Annotated in this window: 15 protein-coding genes and 1 tRNA gene; 6 read left to right on the plus strand and 10 right to left on the minus strand. The window is 58.7% G+C overall.

Going from position 1 to position 15395, the window contains the following annotated elements; all coding sequences use genetic code 11:
• The first annotated feature begins 114 nt into the window (after positions 1-114).
• The gene (locus tag COA55_RS04745) at positions 115-1179 is read left to right on the plus strand and encodes an acyl-CoA desaturase (protein WP_063519476.1); all 1065 of its coding nucleotides are present in this window, start codon (positions 115-117) and stop codon (positions 1177-1179) included.
• Between the two features lie 59 nt (positions 1180-1238).
• On the opposite strand, the gene COA55_RS04750 is transcribed toward COA55_RS04745, so the two are convergent.
• The gene (locus COA55_RS04750) at positions 1239-1547 is read right to left on the minus strand and encodes an antibiotic biosynthesis monooxygenase (RefSeq protein ID WP_290500842.1); all 309 of its coding nucleotides are present in this window, start codon (positions 1545-1547) and stop codon (positions 1239-1241) included.
• Positions 1548-1657: 110 nt separating this feature from the next.
• On the minus strand, positions 1658-2389 hold the full coding sequence (locus COA55_RS04755) for a pseudouridine synthase (RefSeq protein WP_290500843.1): 732 nt from the start codon (positions 2387-2389) through the stop codon (positions 1658-1660).
• A 73-nt stretch (positions 2390-2462) separates the two neighbouring features.
• On the opposite strand from COA55_RS04755, the gene rep reads away from it, so the two are divergent.
• Complete coding sequence (rep, locus tag COA55_RS04760; RefSeq protein ID WP_290500844.1) at positions 2463-4484, plus strand: DNA helicase Rep; 2022 nt, start codon at positions 2463-2465, stop codon at positions 4482-4484.
• A gap of 168 nt (positions 4485-4652) precedes the next feature.
• On the opposite strand, the gene COA55_RS04765 is transcribed toward rep, so the two are convergent.
• The 6 genes from COA55_RS04765 to COA55_RS04790 form a co-directional block, all read right to left on the minus strand.
• Complete coding sequence (locus tag COA55_RS04765) at positions 4653-5018, minus strand: c-type cytochrome (protein ID WP_290500845.1); 366 nt, start codon at positions 5016-5018, stop codon at positions 4653-4655.
• A gap of 2 nt (positions 5019-5020) precedes the next feature.
• A complete protein-coding gene (locus COA55_RS04770; RefSeq protein ID WP_063519229.1) occupies positions 5021-5479 on the minus strand; it encodes a cytochrome c5 family protein in 459 nt (152 codons plus the stop codon).
• Between the two features lie 223 nt (positions 5480-5702).
• The gene (locus tag COA55_RS04775; RefSeq protein ID WP_290500846.1) at positions 5703-8297 is read right to left on the minus strand and encodes a CHASE2 domain-containing protein; all 2595 of its coding nucleotides are present in this window, start codon (positions 8295-8297) and stop codon (positions 5703-5705) included.
• A 3-nt stretch (positions 8298-8300) separates the two neighbouring features.
• Positions 8301-9401, minus strand: coding sequence for a FecR domain-containing protein (locus COA55_RS04780; RefSeq protein WP_290500847.1), 1101 nt, complete (start codon positions 9399-9401; stop codon positions 8301-8303).
• A gap of 29 nt (positions 9402-9430) precedes the next feature.
• Positions 9431-10120 (minus strand): response regulator transcription factor, encoded by a 690-nt coding sequence (locus COA55_RS04785; protein ID WP_007148755.1) that lies wholly within the window; start codon positions 10118-10120, stop codon positions 9431-9433.
• Between the two features lie 162 nt (positions 10121-10282).
• Positions 10283-10612, minus strand: coding sequence for a multidrug efflux SMR transporter (locus tag COA55_RS04790; protein ID WP_007150444.1), 330 nt, complete (start codon positions 10610-10612; stop codon positions 10283-10285).
• 240 nt (positions 10613-10852) lie between these two features.
• Between COA55_RS04790 and COA55_RS04795 the strand changes: the two genes are divergently transcribed.
• A tRNA-Arg gene (locus tag COA55_RS04795) sits at positions 10853-10929 on the plus strand.
• A gap of 66 nt (positions 10930-10995) precedes the next feature.
• On the opposite strand, the gene COA55_RS04800 is transcribed toward COA55_RS04795, so the two are convergent.
• Entirely contained in the window at positions 10996-12006 is a 1011-nt protein-coding gene (locus COA55_RS04800) for an AraC family transcriptional regulator (RefSeq protein ID WP_290500848.1), read from the minus strand.
• 128 nt (positions 12007-12134) lie between these two features.
• On the opposite strand from COA55_RS04800, the gene COA55_RS04805 reads away from it, so the two are divergent.
• Positions 12135-13040 carry a fatty acid desaturase gene (locus COA55_RS04805; protein ID WP_290500849.1) on the plus strand — a complete coding sequence of 302 codons (906 nt, stop codon included), beginning with the start codon at positions 12135-12137 and terminating at the stop codon, positions 13038-13040.
• Here COA55_RS04805 and COA55_RS04810 read toward each other — a convergent pair.
• The gene (locus COA55_RS04810) at positions 13016-13921 is read right to left on the minus strand and encodes a LysR family transcriptional regulator (RefSeq protein ID WP_290500850.1); all 906 of its coding nucleotides are present in this window, start codon (positions 13919-13921) and stop codon (positions 13016-13018) included. The genes COA55_RS04805 and COA55_RS04810 overlap by 25 nt on opposite strands.
• 102 nt (positions 13922-14023) lie before the next feature.
• Here COA55_RS04810 and COA55_RS04815 point away from each other — a divergent pair, with 102 nt between their 5' ends.
• Both COA55_RS04815 and COA55_RS04820 read left to right on the plus strand, forming a co-directional pair.
• On the plus strand, positions 14024-14842 hold the full coding sequence (locus tag COA55_RS04815; RefSeq protein ID WP_290500851.1) for a pirin family protein: 819 nt from the start codon (positions 14024-14026) through the stop codon (positions 14840-14842).
• On the plus strand, positions 14839-15395 hold a 557-nt coding region (locus COA55_RS04820), incomplete at its 3' end, for a hypothetical protein (protein ID WP_290500852.1). The genes COA55_RS04815 and COA55_RS04820, both read left to right, overlap by 4 nt.

The raw sequence follows: 15395 nt of genomic DNA on the forward strand, positions 1-15395 counted from the left end.
AAAATGACCGAAAAGTGTCCAGCCCTGCACTTCGCCGTTTGCTCACTCTCTTCGACAATGCCTGCCTCGGAATTTCCCGGCTGCATTCAGCCCGCACAACCCAAGGACAGCCCCATGACGACGGACTCACCCGCTTACAGCCGCCAGTTTGGCGCTGACGACGCTCGCGCCATTCGCGATGCGGTGAAAAAGGATCTTGGCCCCGCGGCATTCAAATCCCGCCCCCTGCGCGCGCTGTGGTTTATCCCCATGACCGCCATCATCGTCGGCAGCATCACCAGCATTCTGGCCTTTGACCTGCCCTGGTGGGGTAACCTGCTGCTCAGCCTGCTGGCGGGCCACACCCTCGCCTGCCAGGCCCTGCTGGCCCACGAAGTGCTGCACGGCGCCCTGGGCATGAGCCGCCGCATGCAGGATGTACTGGGCTGGATGGGCTTTGGCCCGGCGCTGGTGCCACCGGAGTTCTGGCGCCGCTGGCACAATGTGGCTCACCACGCCCATACCAATCTGGGCGACAAGGACCCGGACTCTTTCGGCACCATGCACCGCTACGAGAAACATCCGAAGACGGCCAACTTCACCAAGCTGGCCCCCGGTGGCGGCACCTGGTACAGCTACCTGTTCCTGTTCTATTCCTTCATGTTTCATGCCCAGCTGGTACTGCGCCTGCAGACCCGCAAGCGTGAAGAGTTCAAGGGCTTCGACCGTAAAAAGGCCATCCGCCAGTCCTACCTGTGCATGGCCGCCTGGATCACCCTGGCCATCGTGTCCGGCCCGCTGGCCATCTTCACCGTGTTGATTCCGATGATGATGATCAACTTCATCGGCCAGGGTTATATCCTCACCAACCACATGCTGCGCCCACAGATGGACAACAATCACCCGGTGGACAATTCCATGAGCGTGCGCGCCTGGCGCTGGATTGATCCGCTGCATTTCCACTTCAGCCACCATGTGGAGCACCACCTGTTCCCGAAAATGGGTTCGGATCAGGCCCCGAAAGTGCGCGCCTGGCTGGAACAGGAAATGCCGGAACGCTATGTGGCGCCCAGCCATGTGAAAGCGGTGGCCATGCTGTACAAGACGCCGCGGGTGTACAAAGACGCGAACACGCTGATTGATCCGCTAAACCCGGAAAGAACCGTGGATGTGATGGAACTGCAGGGACAGCTTGGGTAACGGACTGAAGAAAATGGGAGAATCGTGGGCGGAAATTTTCGGCAGGAAATTTCCGCCTTTTAGCTTTCTGAGAGAGCGTCGCTGTTAGCGTAGGCACGCAGAATTTTTACCACCTCTACCTTGTAGTGCTTGTACCAGCCAGTCTTTTCTAGTTGCTGTGCTACCTTATGCTCCGCCTGCTGCTTCCAGGCTTTAATGTCCGCCTCATCCTGCCAATACGACACAGCAATTTCCTGATCACCTTGCGTCGCACTGATGAAATCAGTGCAACCAAATCCTGCCATGGCCAGATCACGTAATTTTTCAGCCATGTCACCGTAACGTTCGTCCTGATCACCAACCGTGGCGGTGAAGATCACAGCGTACATACTCCATCCCTGTGTTTTCTTTTTCCTTATTTTGTAGGTCGCATTAGGCCGAAGGCCGTAATTCGACACTCACGCCGCCCTGCCCCCGCCGAAGGTCACAGGGCAAACGATCAGATACCCGCGATTTCGTCCTCTGTCAGTACCCGATATTCTCCCGGCGACAGATCCGCATCCAGTACGATTTCGCCGATCTGCTCCCGATGCAACCCCTCCACCTTATTACCACGGGCAGCCAGCATCCGCTTGACCTGATGGTAGCGCCCTTCCGTGATGGTCAGCCGCAAGGTGTTCGCGTCCACCCGCTCAGCCAAGGCAGGCAAGGTCGGGCTGTCCTCGCCGCGTAGCAGGATTCCCTCACGCAAGGCCTGCAAATCCTCGTCACTGACCGGGTCTGCGCAGGTCACCCGATAGCACTTGCCACAGGCATGGTTCGGGGACGTGAGGCGGTGAGACCACTGCCCGTCGGAAGTGAGCAGCACCAGCCCGGTGGTATCCCGGTCCAGCCGGCCGGCCGGGTGCACCTGGGTGCGCAACTCAGGCGGCAACAGGTCCAATACCGTGCGGTGCTCAGGATCATCCGTGGAGCAGACCACATCAACGGGTTTGTACAGCATCAGGTAACGATGGCCGGGAAGCTGCACGACTTCACCATGCAACATCACCACCTGATCCGGGCGCAACTGCAGGTTGGCTTTGGGTTTTGCTTCATCAGCGACCGTTACCGCCCCCCCGCTGATCAGCTTTTTCGCCTCCTTGCGGGTAAGGCCGGCACTGTGGGCAAGAAAATAGTCCAGACGCATAGGCAAAACCGTTACCAGAGAAACCGTCATGATAACCGACATAAGGTGTCTGGAGTGCACACCCATCACTGGTATCATAGCGACCCGATTTCACCCCCAGCGTTACCGGAGCCCCATGAGCAAACTCAATCCCCGCCAGCAGGAAGCCGTGAACTACGCCGACGGCCCCCTGCTGGTACTGGCCGGTGCGGGCTCCGGCAAAACCAGCGTGATCACCCGCAAGATCGCCTGGCTAATTCAGGAGCGGGGTATTCCGGCCCGCCATATCGCGGCGGTAACCTTTACCAACAAGGCCTCCCGGGAAATGAAGGAGCGGGTGCAACAGCTGGTCAGCCGCGACCTGACCCGGGGGCTGATTGTCTCCACCTTCCATAACCTGGGCCTGCGCATCCTCAAATCCGAATTGAAAGCCTGCGGCCTGCGCAACGGCTTCTCGATTCTGGACGGCGCCGACAGCAAGGAAATCCTCAAGGAGATCCTGCGCCAGGGCGAATCGGAACGGGACCTGGACGCGGTGGATGTCATCCACAAACGCATCTCCGACTGGAAGAACGCGCTGGTGCTGCCCGAGGAAGCGGTAAGCACCGCTGAAACCGACGACGACCTGCGCGCGGCCATGGCCTACGGCGGTTATGATCGCATGCTGCGGGTGTGTAATGCGGTGGATTTCGATGATCTTATTTTGATGCCCGCGCGCATGTTCCGCGAGCAGCCGCGCATTCTGGAAAAATGGCGCAACCGTATTCAGTACCTGCTGGTAGATGAATACCAGGATACCAACGGCGCCCAGTACGAAATGGTGAAAATGCTCACCCTGCCGGAGGGCAAGTTCACCGTGGTAGGCGATGACGACCAGTCCATCTATGCCTGGCGCGGCGCCCGACCGGAAAACCTGGCGCAGTTACAGGAAGACTGGCCCACCCTGAAAGTGGTGAAGCTGGAGCAGAACTATCGCTCCACCGGGCGCATCCTGAAAGCCGCCAATACAGTCATCGCCAACAACCCCCACGAGTTCGAAAAAAGCCTGTGGTCCGATTACGGCTACGGCGAACCGATTCGTTTTTCAGCCTTGCGTGATGAAGAGGCAGAAACCGAATGGATCGCCAGCGATATCTTTCACCGCCGCCTGCAGAAAGGCCTGCAGTGGAAAGACTTTGCGGTGCTTTATCGTGGCAATTTTCAGTCGCGCATTCTGGAGATGAAACTGCAAAGCCTGTCGATTCCCTACAAGGTCTCCGGTGGCAAAAGTTTCTTCTCGCGCAGCGAGATCAAGGACTTGATGTGCTACCTGCGCCTGCTGGTGAACCCGGATGATGACAACGCCTTCCTGCGTATCATCAACACTCCCCGCCGGGAAATCGGCCCGGCCACCCTGGAAAAACTGGCCACCTGGGCGCTCAAGCGTGAGCAAGGTCTGTATCACGTGTGTGATGACTTTGCGCTTAGTGAAGTGATGAACCCCAAAGCCGCCGAAAAGCTGCAAAAGTTCAAGGCCTGGCTGGATGCCAAACGCCAGTTCTGTTTCGGCCAGAACAGCTTGCAGGCGGTGCAGGAACTGATCACCGATATGGATTACGAAGGCTGGCTGATGCAGAACGCCTCCAGCCCGCGCATCGGTGAAAAGAACATCGAAAATATCTGGCAACTGGTGCGCAGCATCGAGCGTATGCTGGAAAAACAGGAAGACGAAGAAGAAGGCGCCAGCGATCTGGAATCAGTGATCAAGAAGCTGGTACTGCTGGACATGCTCGAACAACAACAGGAAGAAGACGATTCCGACCGGGTGCAGTTAATGACGCTGCACGCATCAAAGGGTCTGGAATTTCCCCACGTCTACATGATGGGCGTGGAAGAAGAATTCCTGCCCCACCGTACCAGCATCGAAGAAGACAACATCGTTGAAGAGCGCCGCCTCATGTACGTGGGCATCACCCGCGCCCGGGAAACCCTGGCCATGACCCAGGCTCTGACCCGCAAACAGTACGGCGAAAAAATCGACACCACCGCCAGCCGCTTCGTGGACGAAATGCCCCAGGAGGATATCGACTATCTGGGCATCGGCATTCAGAAGGATGAAGCAAAAGAAGCGGAAGTCGCCGAGGCCAGCATTGCCAATCTTCGGGCGTTGCTGGATTGAGGTAACGCAGCACGCCACACGCTTCACGCAACAACACGGGAACGCTCTACAGGCTCCCAACGCAAAGAGGCCGCGATCCCGTTTGGGGCGCGGCCTCTTTGCGTTACAAGACAGAAGAATTATTTCGCGTTGTGGCGTGAAGCGTGTGGCGTGCTGCGTCTCTTATTCTTACTTCGCCCCACTTTTTTGCAGCATATAAATCACCGTGCTGCGAATTTCCTCGTCACTGCAATCGAAACAGCCACCGCGAGGAGGCATCGAGTTGATGCCATTGATCGCTTCCTTCACCAGGGTATCGAAACCTTCTTCTTCAACCTCGTGTGACCAGTAAAGGCGATGCTCCTTGCCGACACCAGGCGCGCCCAGCGCACCGGAGCCGTGACAGGTCACACAGTACTGCTTATACAACTGCGCCCCGTCACGCGCCGCTGCCTTGTCGGTAGCCGTCGTGTCCGGGGCGCTGTCGTCGGAGCAGGCTGCCAGCAGCAGTGCTGACAGCAAGAGTCCGGGTAAAAACCAACAGGGTCGCGACAAGATTATTGGCTCTTGCTGACCATGTACTCGATGGCGGCCTTGAGTTCGTCATCAGAGCAGTTCATGCACATGCCTTTAGGGGGCATGGCGTTGATGCCGTTGATAGCGTTCTTCAGCATGGTCGCTTCGCCTTTGGCGATGTGCGGTGCCCAGGAGGCGGCATCACCCACTTTCGGGGCGCCGGCAGCGCCAGTGCCATGACAGGCCGCACAGGAGGCGTTGTAGACCTGCTCACCGGAACGGGGACCACTGGCCACTTCTTCGGCCGGGGCGGCAGCGCTACCACATTCGTCGCCTTCCACACACACAGAACCCACCGGCTTGATACGCTCTTCGATGGCGCGATCACTGAATACAGAACGCTCGCCCAACGGGTAGGGAGAGATTTCCTTGGTGCTCTTGGCAGCCACGCTCCCGGCGGCAAACAGGGTAGCGACCAGTACCAGGCTGGCAGTCAGCATCTTTTTCACGATTACACCTCTAATTCTCTGTGATTCGCCGCGGGAAGCCCTTAACGGCCTCTTGTGGGCGCTGCGGCTGGCGATTATACCCGCTCAGGCCGTAGGGACAAAACGCTTGATGTTACGCCGAAGGCTTAACCGCGCATGCCGGGCGCTGAATCCACCCATTCCAGAGCACCTAAAGCCGGAAGCCCCCGCACGGCGGGCCCGTTTTCACCCAGTGTCAAGCCAGCTCAATACGCGGCAGCAACAGGGTAAAACGGCTCCCCTCGTTCACCACACTGTGAACCCGAACCTCCCCGCCATGGCGCTCGGTGACCACCTTGACGAAACGCAGCCCCATGCCCGCCCCACGGGTACGGGCGCCACCGCTGGTACTGGCCCGGCTGAAACGATCGAATAGTCGCTCCTGGAATTCCGGCGGAATCCCGACCCCGCGATCTCGTACCTCACAGCCCACCTGGTTGCCCTGCGCATACAGGCTGACATCAACGGAGCTGCCTTCATGGCTGTATTTCACCGCATTGGTCAGCAGGTTCACGACCAGCCGTTCCAGCAGCTCATTGTTACCCAGCACCCAAACCTCCTGGTCCGGGTCGTACTCAAACCGCAGGGTGATATCGCGCTGCTGGGCCTGAATATGTACCTGATCGATGGCACTTTCGACCACGTCGAGCATGTCCTGCTCGTTCATTTCCACGGATTCCACCGCTTCCACCCGGGCCAGCTGCAGGAATTGCTCAGCAATATTCAGGTTGCGCTGGGCATAGTGCTCCACATTATCGAGGAACACCGGCAAGCCCTCCTGGTCGCCGCTCTGACGCATTTTTTCAGTGAGCGCCAGCACCGACACCATGGGCGAGCGCAGGTCGTGGGAGAGAAAATCCAGCATTTCGGAACGGGCCCGCATGGCCTGCTTCACATCGCTGATATCCTTGAAGGAAATGATCATCATCCGCCCCGGGTTGTCCCCGGCATGCACCAGCAGCATGTCCAGATACAGGTCCGTGCCCTGGCGGTTACGGCACTCCACCTGGGTACGGCCCTCGCCGAGGGTCCGGCAAAGCAGGGCATCCCAGCTGTGTTCACGCAGTTCCAGCTCCCGGTCCAGTTCTGTCACCATGGGCTGCCCCGTATCCAGCGCCCCCATTTCCAGGCCCAACAGGAACGAGGCCTGGGGGTTGGCGTAGACAATCACCCCGCAGGCATCGGCGATCACCACCCCTTCGCGAATTTGCGCCAGTGTTACCTGGAAGAAACGGGTCAGTGCTTCCTGGCGCTCCTCTTCCCGGCGCAGCCGTTCGATGTGTTTTTCCAGCACCTCATAGCGCGGCCCCACGTTGGGCGCCCGGGTACGGATACGGACCAACATGGCCCGCACCCAGTAATCGTAGGTATCTGCATGCAGAGCCTGATCCCAGACCAGATCCAGCTCATAGCGACGACCATCCTGACGGAACCGGTACTGGCGGGCCAACGCCCCTTTCCACGTCGCCGCCGGCAGGCTGTCACCGCCACGCAGGGGCTTCTCTCCCCCCAGCAGGCGCCAGGAACGCACCGGCAACACCTGATCCAGCATGCGCCCCATTTGTGCCAGCGAGGACGGCTGCGTCAGGCGCTGGTTCAGGTCGCTGTATTCCGACAACCGCTCCAGCGCATTACGCATATAGGACAGGGAGTATTCCAGGCGCCGCCAGGTCCATAGTGGATAGGCCATGATCGCGGACGCCATGGCGGCGGACGGCGGGAACCACAAACGCAGGGAAATCAGCGTGGCCATGCTCACCAGCATGCACAGCAACAGCACGGCAAACACCAGCGGCATGCTCCAGCGCGGCAGCACATAGGGCAACAGCAAGGGCGCCAGCAACGCCAGCACCACCCCCAGCACCAGCGCGCTGGGCATGGACAGGTCACGCACCAGCCGGTCCGCACGCAGGGCATCCAGCAGGTTCGCATTGATTTCCACCCCGGCCATCAACTCACCCTTGCTGGCCATGGGGGTGGGCAACATATCGCCCAGGCCGGCGGCGGTGGCACCAATCAATACGATTTTGTCGCGTATCAGTTGTTCGGGAATCAGGTTTTCCAGCAGCTCGACGGCGGAGACTTGCGGGTAACTATTGGGGCCGCTGACAAAGGGAATATAACGGTGGTAGCGGCGCACATTAGCCAGCCCGGAAAACTCCTCTCCCTTGTCCGCCGGGAAGATCTGTTCGGACAGGATGCCCTCCTGCACCAGCAACGTCTGGGTAATGTGCGGCCACCAGGCCTGACCAATCCCCGAGCGCATATACACCGAGCGGGCCACGCCGTCGGTATCCAGCTCCAGATCCACATGGCCCAGCCCCGCGGCAGCACGGGCAAAGGGAGAATAAGGCAACACTTCGATCAACTGCCCGCCAGCACGCAATTGCTCCACATGCACGGGCAGGTAAACATGCCCGTTGGCCGCCATGGCCTGTACCAGAGCCAGGTCGGAATCCGGGTTATTGCGGTCTGGTTCGGACAGAATCAGGTCCATGAGCACCGCGCGGGCGCCCATATCAGTGAGCCGATCAATCAGCTGGGCATGCACTTTGCGGTCCCAGGGCCAACGGCCGATTTCGCGCAGGCTGTATTCATCAATGCCGACAATGACCACATCCTGGGAGGGATCATCCGGCAGCGTTTGCAGCAGGTTGTCGTAGATATAGCGGTCGACAAAGGAGAGCGCACCACTGATTGTCAGCAGCGCACACAGCCCCACCACCAGGCACAGCACCGATACATGCTCTGCCAGATAACGACGCTGATCCGGGCTCAGACGGTTGCGCATGGATTATAGTGCCAGCAGCAAAGCCGCCGCGCCCACGAAGGCCCACAGATCCCAGTGCGATTCCTTTTCCGGGGCGGGCTCCGGTACAGGTTCAGGCGGCGGAGCGGGCGTCACACTGAATGCCTGCCAGTGCTCGTCACCACGCAGACCATTTTTATCCACCGCCCGCACCAGCAACCGGTAGTCACCGACAGGCAGGTCTTTTTGCCAGTGGCCGGTGCTCAGATGGTCCTGATCGAGCAGGCGGCCGGCGGGTTGGCGATAGAGCTCCAGCAGGTAAGAGCGGGCTTTGGCCTGGGTGGGCCATACGGCCACCACCCCGGTGTGCGACGGGCTGACCTCCACGGCCGGCGCCGGCAGCAACGCCACCGGCTCAATGGGCGGTTCATCCAGGCGGGCCAGCGTGGCGTAGCCACCGTTGATCTGGCGGTCGGTGCCGCGGGCACCCACATCCACACGCCCTTCAATCACTTCGTTTCGAGTGGTCTCGGCGCCATCCACACCCAGGTAATACTCCGTGCCACGGACCGCCGCCACCGCGCCCGGCGTATAGACTTCGAAAGAGGCTTCATCGCTTTGCCGGGGGCTGACGCTGTTACGGATATTGCCGCGCTGCAAACGCAGCTCGGTGCGTTCGTTCTGCTGATCCAGGAAGCGACGATAGCGAGTCACCACCAGCAGGCTGGCGGGCTTGATGTAGACTTCCGACTGGTCAGCAAAACGCAGCCGGGCGCTGCTTTTTGCGGCTGTTTCCAGGGCGTCGCCAAACGCCACCGCATCACCGTTTTGCAGCTGACGGGGCTCCCCTCCCCTGGCCGGATACAGCATTACCTCACCGGTAATCGCATCCACAGTGGCCGGAATGGGTTTTTCTTTAAGCCAGCTAATCGGCACCTTCAGGGTATTACCGGGACGCAGGGAGTGAGGGTTGTCGAGCCCGTTATGGCGAGCCAGTTCGCCCCAGCAGGTTTGCGGCGACTGGGCAAACTGTTGACAGACTTTCCAGAGAGAATCGCCAGGGCGCAAGGTGTAATGCCAGTCATCCCCGGCCCAGGCCGTTGATAGCAGGCACAGCATCATGGCCGTGCTCAACCAGACCCTCATAGATGTGTCCTCAGAACCTGTTCATGATTTTATTCTTCGATCGGCTCCAGACGATAACCGTGCTGGTACACCGTTTTGATTCGGTAACCCCGTTCAGGGCGAATATGAAGGCTACGTCGAATCCGGCTGATATGCACGTCAACCGTGCGCGATTCGATCGGCGTCATGATACCCCAAACCTTCTCCAACAGGTGCGCTCGGCTCATCAGCTTGCCCACGTTCTGGAACAGATAGCAGGCCAGCTCGTAATCCTTGTCTGTCAGTTTAATCGCGTCTTCATCCAGCAGGATCTGACGTCGGGACCGATCCACGGTCCAGGGGCCCACACTCAGGGCTGTTTCTTCATCCATTTCCGATACCCCTGCCCGGCGCCCGAGAGCGCTGATACGGGCCAGCAATTCCGCTTGCTTGGTCGGTTTCACCATGTAGTCATCCGCCCCCTGGGAGAGCGCGCCAACAATCGATGATTCATCATCACGCTGGGTCGCAAACAACACCGGGGTGCGGTTACCACTGGCACGTACTTCTTCCAGCACGGCGTAGCCATTCATGTCCGGCACTTCCCAGTCGAGCACCAGAATATCGAAGGTGTCGCGCCGTAACAGGGACATGAATTCACGTCCGCTGGCCATGTGGATACAATTATGGCCAGCCTCCTTTAGCCAGTGAGTGACCAGCTCTGCCTGAGCCATGTCATCTTCGAGATAAGCAATGCGCACGGTTAAACTCCATCTGTTGCAGGCCGACATCTGCCCGCAAAGGGTACCGATCTACCAACGGATTAGCGGGAAAAGATTGTAAAATGCCCAAACGAACGATTCGACACCAAAACCGGGGTCACGTCCAATGCTTCATCGCCTGCCATGCCGCTGGCGCAACGCTCAGGCTGGCCCGCTGGTCAGCTTCAGACCAATGACACCCACCACAATCAGCGCCATAAAGGCCAGTCGCGAGGCATTGGCCGGATCCTTGAAAAAAACGATCCCCAGCAGCGTGATGCCCACTGCGCCAAGGCCTGTCCAGATCGCATAGGCCGTACCCACGGGAATGCCGCGCATGGCATAAGACAGCATCAACATGTTCAAACCGGTAAGCACCAACGAGGAGCCGATTGACAGCACCCCGGGGTTAATCTGGATCCACTTGAGACTCATGGCCCAGGCGATCTCCACGATGACCGCCAGCAGCAATACCACCCAGTACAGATTCATGCTGTTTCTCCAACACACTTGCCCGCCACGGCACAGTTACCGAAAGCAGGCACGGGCTCGTCAGGAAAACAGCGCTGTCGGAAACCCGCAAAGAGACAGTCTGCTTATACTCGGATACCGGAAGGCGCTCCCGGCGCGCCGATTATAACGATCCCGACACGGGATGCACCCAATCCATGGACGAGACCGCCGCAACCCGCTATCATTCGCGCCCGTTGAACCCCAAGTTCTTCAAGTTTTGCGCCCGTAGCTCAGCTGGATAGAGCGTTGCCCTCCGGAGGCAAAGGTCAGAGGTTCGAATCCTCTCGGGCGTGCCATCTAAAAAGGGCCTTCCAAATGTGGGAGGCCCTTTTTTATGGGTCACAAAAAATCCGCGGGACATCCTACGCCTTCTCTCGATACGCGCTGGGCGAACATCCCTCCCAACGACGGAAGGCACGCACGAAACTTCCGGCATCGGTGTATCCCAAATGGGCCGCCAATTCCTCGATCTTCATGGTAGTGGTGTTCAGTAATTGCAGGGCCAGTTGGCGACGCTCTTCTTCGACCAGATCCCGGTAACTGGCGCCCTCCTGTTCCAGTTTGCGGCGCAGGCTGCGAGTGGAGAGGGCCAGCTCGCTGGCCATGTCATTGAGAGTGGCCCCCAGGCCCAGTTCACCGAGCAGTTTCTGCCGAACCTTGCCGGCAAGGCCGCTGTTTTCCACGGTATCCATACGCTTCTGGCATTGCTGTTCGAGCATGCGGGTAAGTACCGGATCGTAACCGGGGAACGGCTGACCGGCGCCAGCGCGGTTGACCAGAATGCGGTTGGCACTGGCATGAAAGGCAGGAGCGATGCCACACAGGCTTTCAATGGCAGAGGCACTGACATCCGGTTCACCGGTGAACTCGACCCCCTTGAATTCCACCCCTTGAAAAGTGATTTCCCTGACCAGGTTGAGAGCGGTAGCCATGTCGCGCTCAAGAAGAAACTGGCGCAGGTGCGGGGGAATCGGGTCCGGGTCAAAAACCACACCAAAAGCCTCACCATCCTCACAAACACTAATACAGCAGTAGGCGGTGCTTAGCGGCAAGTAACGCAGACCCAACGCAACGGCCTCACGCAGGGTTTTACAGGTACGCAGGGCAAACCCCCACACGCCGAAGGTGGCCAGGTTGTATTGCAGGCCCAGCTCAAAGCCGCCCACTCCCGCTTCCGGCAGCGCCAGCATCAGGTTTTCGATCAGGCGCATTTCCTGGGTCCGCGTCACCAGCCCCTCACCACTGGACAACTCGGTTTCCGAAATGCCCGTGCCGAGCAGGCAGGTCTGCTGATCGATGCCATTGCGCTGGGCAAAGTTGAGCATGACCTGGCTGATGGCCACTGGATGGAGTGTGTCGTCTGAATGCTGCATTGCCTGTTCCGTCGGCCCGCCCCGTCCACCCTGGCCACTTCTGCAGGGCGATTGGCCACGGTAGCTATTCTGGTTTCAGTGCCGTCAACGTAGTGTTTACCCTGATGATACCAACAAAAGGCAACACCATGGACGCCGCCACATTGAACAAGCAGGCCATTGCCTGCGCCAAGCACTATATGGGGAAAACCGCCTGGCCAACAATCGTGCTGACGGCGGCTGTGGTGGCCGCCTTTATTGCCACTCTGGCACTGTTTGCCAATGGCACCCTGCCCGCCTGGAGCGCCTTTGTGTTGGTGGCAGCCCTAACCTACATGTCTTATACCCCATTGCACGAAGCCGCCCACGGCAATATTCACGGCCAGAATGACCGCCGCAAGTGGCTCAATGATCTGTGTGGCTATCTGGTGGCGCCCATTATTGCGATCCCCTACGCCTCGCACCGCATCGAGCATTTCACCCACCACCGCTATACCAACCAGCCGGACAAGGATCCTGACTTTATTATCAGCGGGATGCAGAAAGGACCACTGGGACTGCTGACCACCGGGCTGCGTTTCCAGTGGGTACAGAACACCTTTTTTGTGCAACACAGCTGGGGCAGTGCGTCGTTGACGGAAAAGCTGATTTATTGCGCTGAGCTGGTGGTATCACTGGGCTGGCGGGTTGCCTTTCTGGCGATGGTAGACCAGCCCGGCACCGTGGCCGTGCTCTTGCTGGGCTATTACACCGGCGGTCTATTCACCGCCTACTGGTTTGCCTATCGCCCCCATCACCCTTACAAGGTGAGCGAGCGTTATCGCAACACCAACAGCCTGATCATGCCGCGCTGGATGAAACCGCTCGAATGGTTCTGGCTGGGCCAGAACCTGCACTCCATCCATCACCTGTTTCCGCGGGTGCCGTTCTACCAATACCACGCCCTGCACCGTGACATCGAACCGGTACTAGAGGCACAAGGCACCCCCATTATTGGCATTTTTTCCCGCGAGCCGGTGGCCGCCACCACTTACAACTCGTCAAAGGAATCGTAATACTCTGCAAGACGATCAATCAGTGTACGCACCGCCGGCAACATGCCCCGGCGTGACGGGAACACCGCATGAATGATGTCTTTTGGCAGCTCCCAGTGGGGGAATAGACGCACCAACTCATCCCGCTCCAGCTGGCGTTGGACGGTGAGGATCGGCAGCTGCACTACCCCTACGCCTGCCACCGCCGCACGGCGCAAGGCAATCATGTCGGTGGTCACATAACGTGGCTGGTGAAGCACCTGAACCTGGCTGCCATCTTCCCCGCGCAGGGACCAGCGAAAATCCGGGCGCGGCGTTCCCAGCCCGAGGCTCGGCCAGCTGGACAGCTCTTGCGGGTGTTTCGGCATACCGTACTGCGCCACCAGTTCCGGGCTGGCCACCAGCGCCAGCCGCCGCTCAGACAACACCCGCACCACCAAATCACTGTCCTCCAGACCCGGCGGGCGAACACGAATCGCCACATCCACCCCTTCACTGATCACATCCACCCGCCGGTTGGTGGCTTCCAGATGCACGGTGATTTCCGGGTACTGTTTCATGAAGTCGGCCAAGAAAGAGCCGATATGCACATGCAGCAGCGTAATCGGGCAGACCAGACGAATAACCCCACGGGGTTCCGCCGTCACGGTATCAATGGCTTCCTGGGCCGACTCAGCCTCCACCAACATGGCCTTGCAGTGCTCATAGTATTGCTGCCCGACCTCGGTCACCGAGAACTGCCGGCTTGAGCGATTGATCAGCCGCACCCCCAGCCGCTCCTCCAGCCCGGCCACCCGTCGGCTCAATTTTGACTTGGGCACCACAATCGCCCGGCTGGCCGGGGCAAAGCCACCGAACTCCACCACCTTGGCAAAGTAGAACAGGTCATTTAGGTCCACCATCTATCGTCCCACCCATGCAACGCTGAGTTGTGATTTTGCCATCTACCCACCTATTCGTTCCATCCATAACATGCAGCCATGACCAATACGGAGGAACCCGCCATGAAAAAGATTCTCGGTATGTATTCCGCACCCGCCCCGCACTGGGTGGGAAACGGCTTTCCGGTTCGCTCCCTGTTTTCCTACGAAAACCACGGCAAACAGCTAAGCCCCTTCCTGTTACTGGATTACGCAGGGCCGGCACGCTTTCCCCCTGCCACCAAGCCTCGCGGTGTTGGTGAGCACCCACATCGGGGCTTTGAAACAGTGACCATCGTCTACCAGGGCGAGGTGGCTCACCGGGATTCCACCGGGCAAGGCGGCGTGATTGGACCGGGTGATGTGCAGTGGATGACCGCCAGTGCCGGCATCCTCCACGAGGAGTTTCACTCCCCCGCCTTCACCTACCAGGGCGGAGAGCTGGAAATGATCCAGCTGTGGGTGAACCTGCCCGCTGCGGACAAGATGACCGCCCCGTCCTATCAGGGCATCCGCAATGATGCGATCCCGGTGGTGCCACTGGCGGATAACGCCGGGGAAGTGCGCGTCATCGCCGGGGAGTTCCAGCAGCACGCAGGGGCGGCCAGCACCTATTCGCCCATGCAGGTCTGGGATATCCACCTGCGGGCGCATGCCACGGTGACGCTGGACCTGCCCGACGGCTGGAACACCGCGGTCATCACCCGCAAAGGCAATGTTCAGGTCAACGAACATACCCGGGCGGCGGCGGCACAGATGGTGGTGCTCGACGCAAAGGGCACGCAAGTACAGCTCCACGCCGAGGCGGACAGCGATCTGCTGCTGATTGCTGGTGAACCACTGAATGAACCCGTGGTGGGTCACGGTCCTTTCGTGATGAACACCCGGGAAGAGATTTATTGAGCTGTGATGATTTAAGCCAACCAAGCGTTGCAGTGTCAAACACTGCAATGCATGGCGGTACGCAAGTCTTTGCCTACAGCCCTTACTCAGGCGGTTTATTCTCTCGTTTAGTCAGTGTAATTGGTTCGAAAAAAGCGCAAATTCAACATGCACAAGTTTTGACTACAAAAGACGGCTACGTGCTATTTAGCTTTGTTATTTTAGAGGTCAATGGTGACCCTATTGCGAGTAATCGAGCACAAGGTATTAAACGTGCATTAGATCTTGCTATTAGCGACCCGAAAAAGAAAATTCGCTTTAAGAAGAATCGCTCACAGCGCTTCAAAGACTTTAATATCAAACCAAAAATTGTGCTTAGACCACATGCTCGTAAAGATCGCAGTTTAATTGAAATTCAAGCGGTGGATATTCCGGGTCTGTTGACGAAAATAGCTGAAGTTTTTCAAGCACACTTATTACATATTCATGCCGCACGGATCACCACTGTTGGTGAGCGTGCAGAAGATTTCTTCGTGGTATCAAATAACGAATACCAAGCATTAACAGACGAAGA

This window comes from Alcanivorax sp., from assembly GCF_002733835.1.
Lineage (GTDB): Bacteria > Pseudomonadota > Gammaproteobacteria > Pseudomonadales > Alcanivoracaceae > Alcanivorax.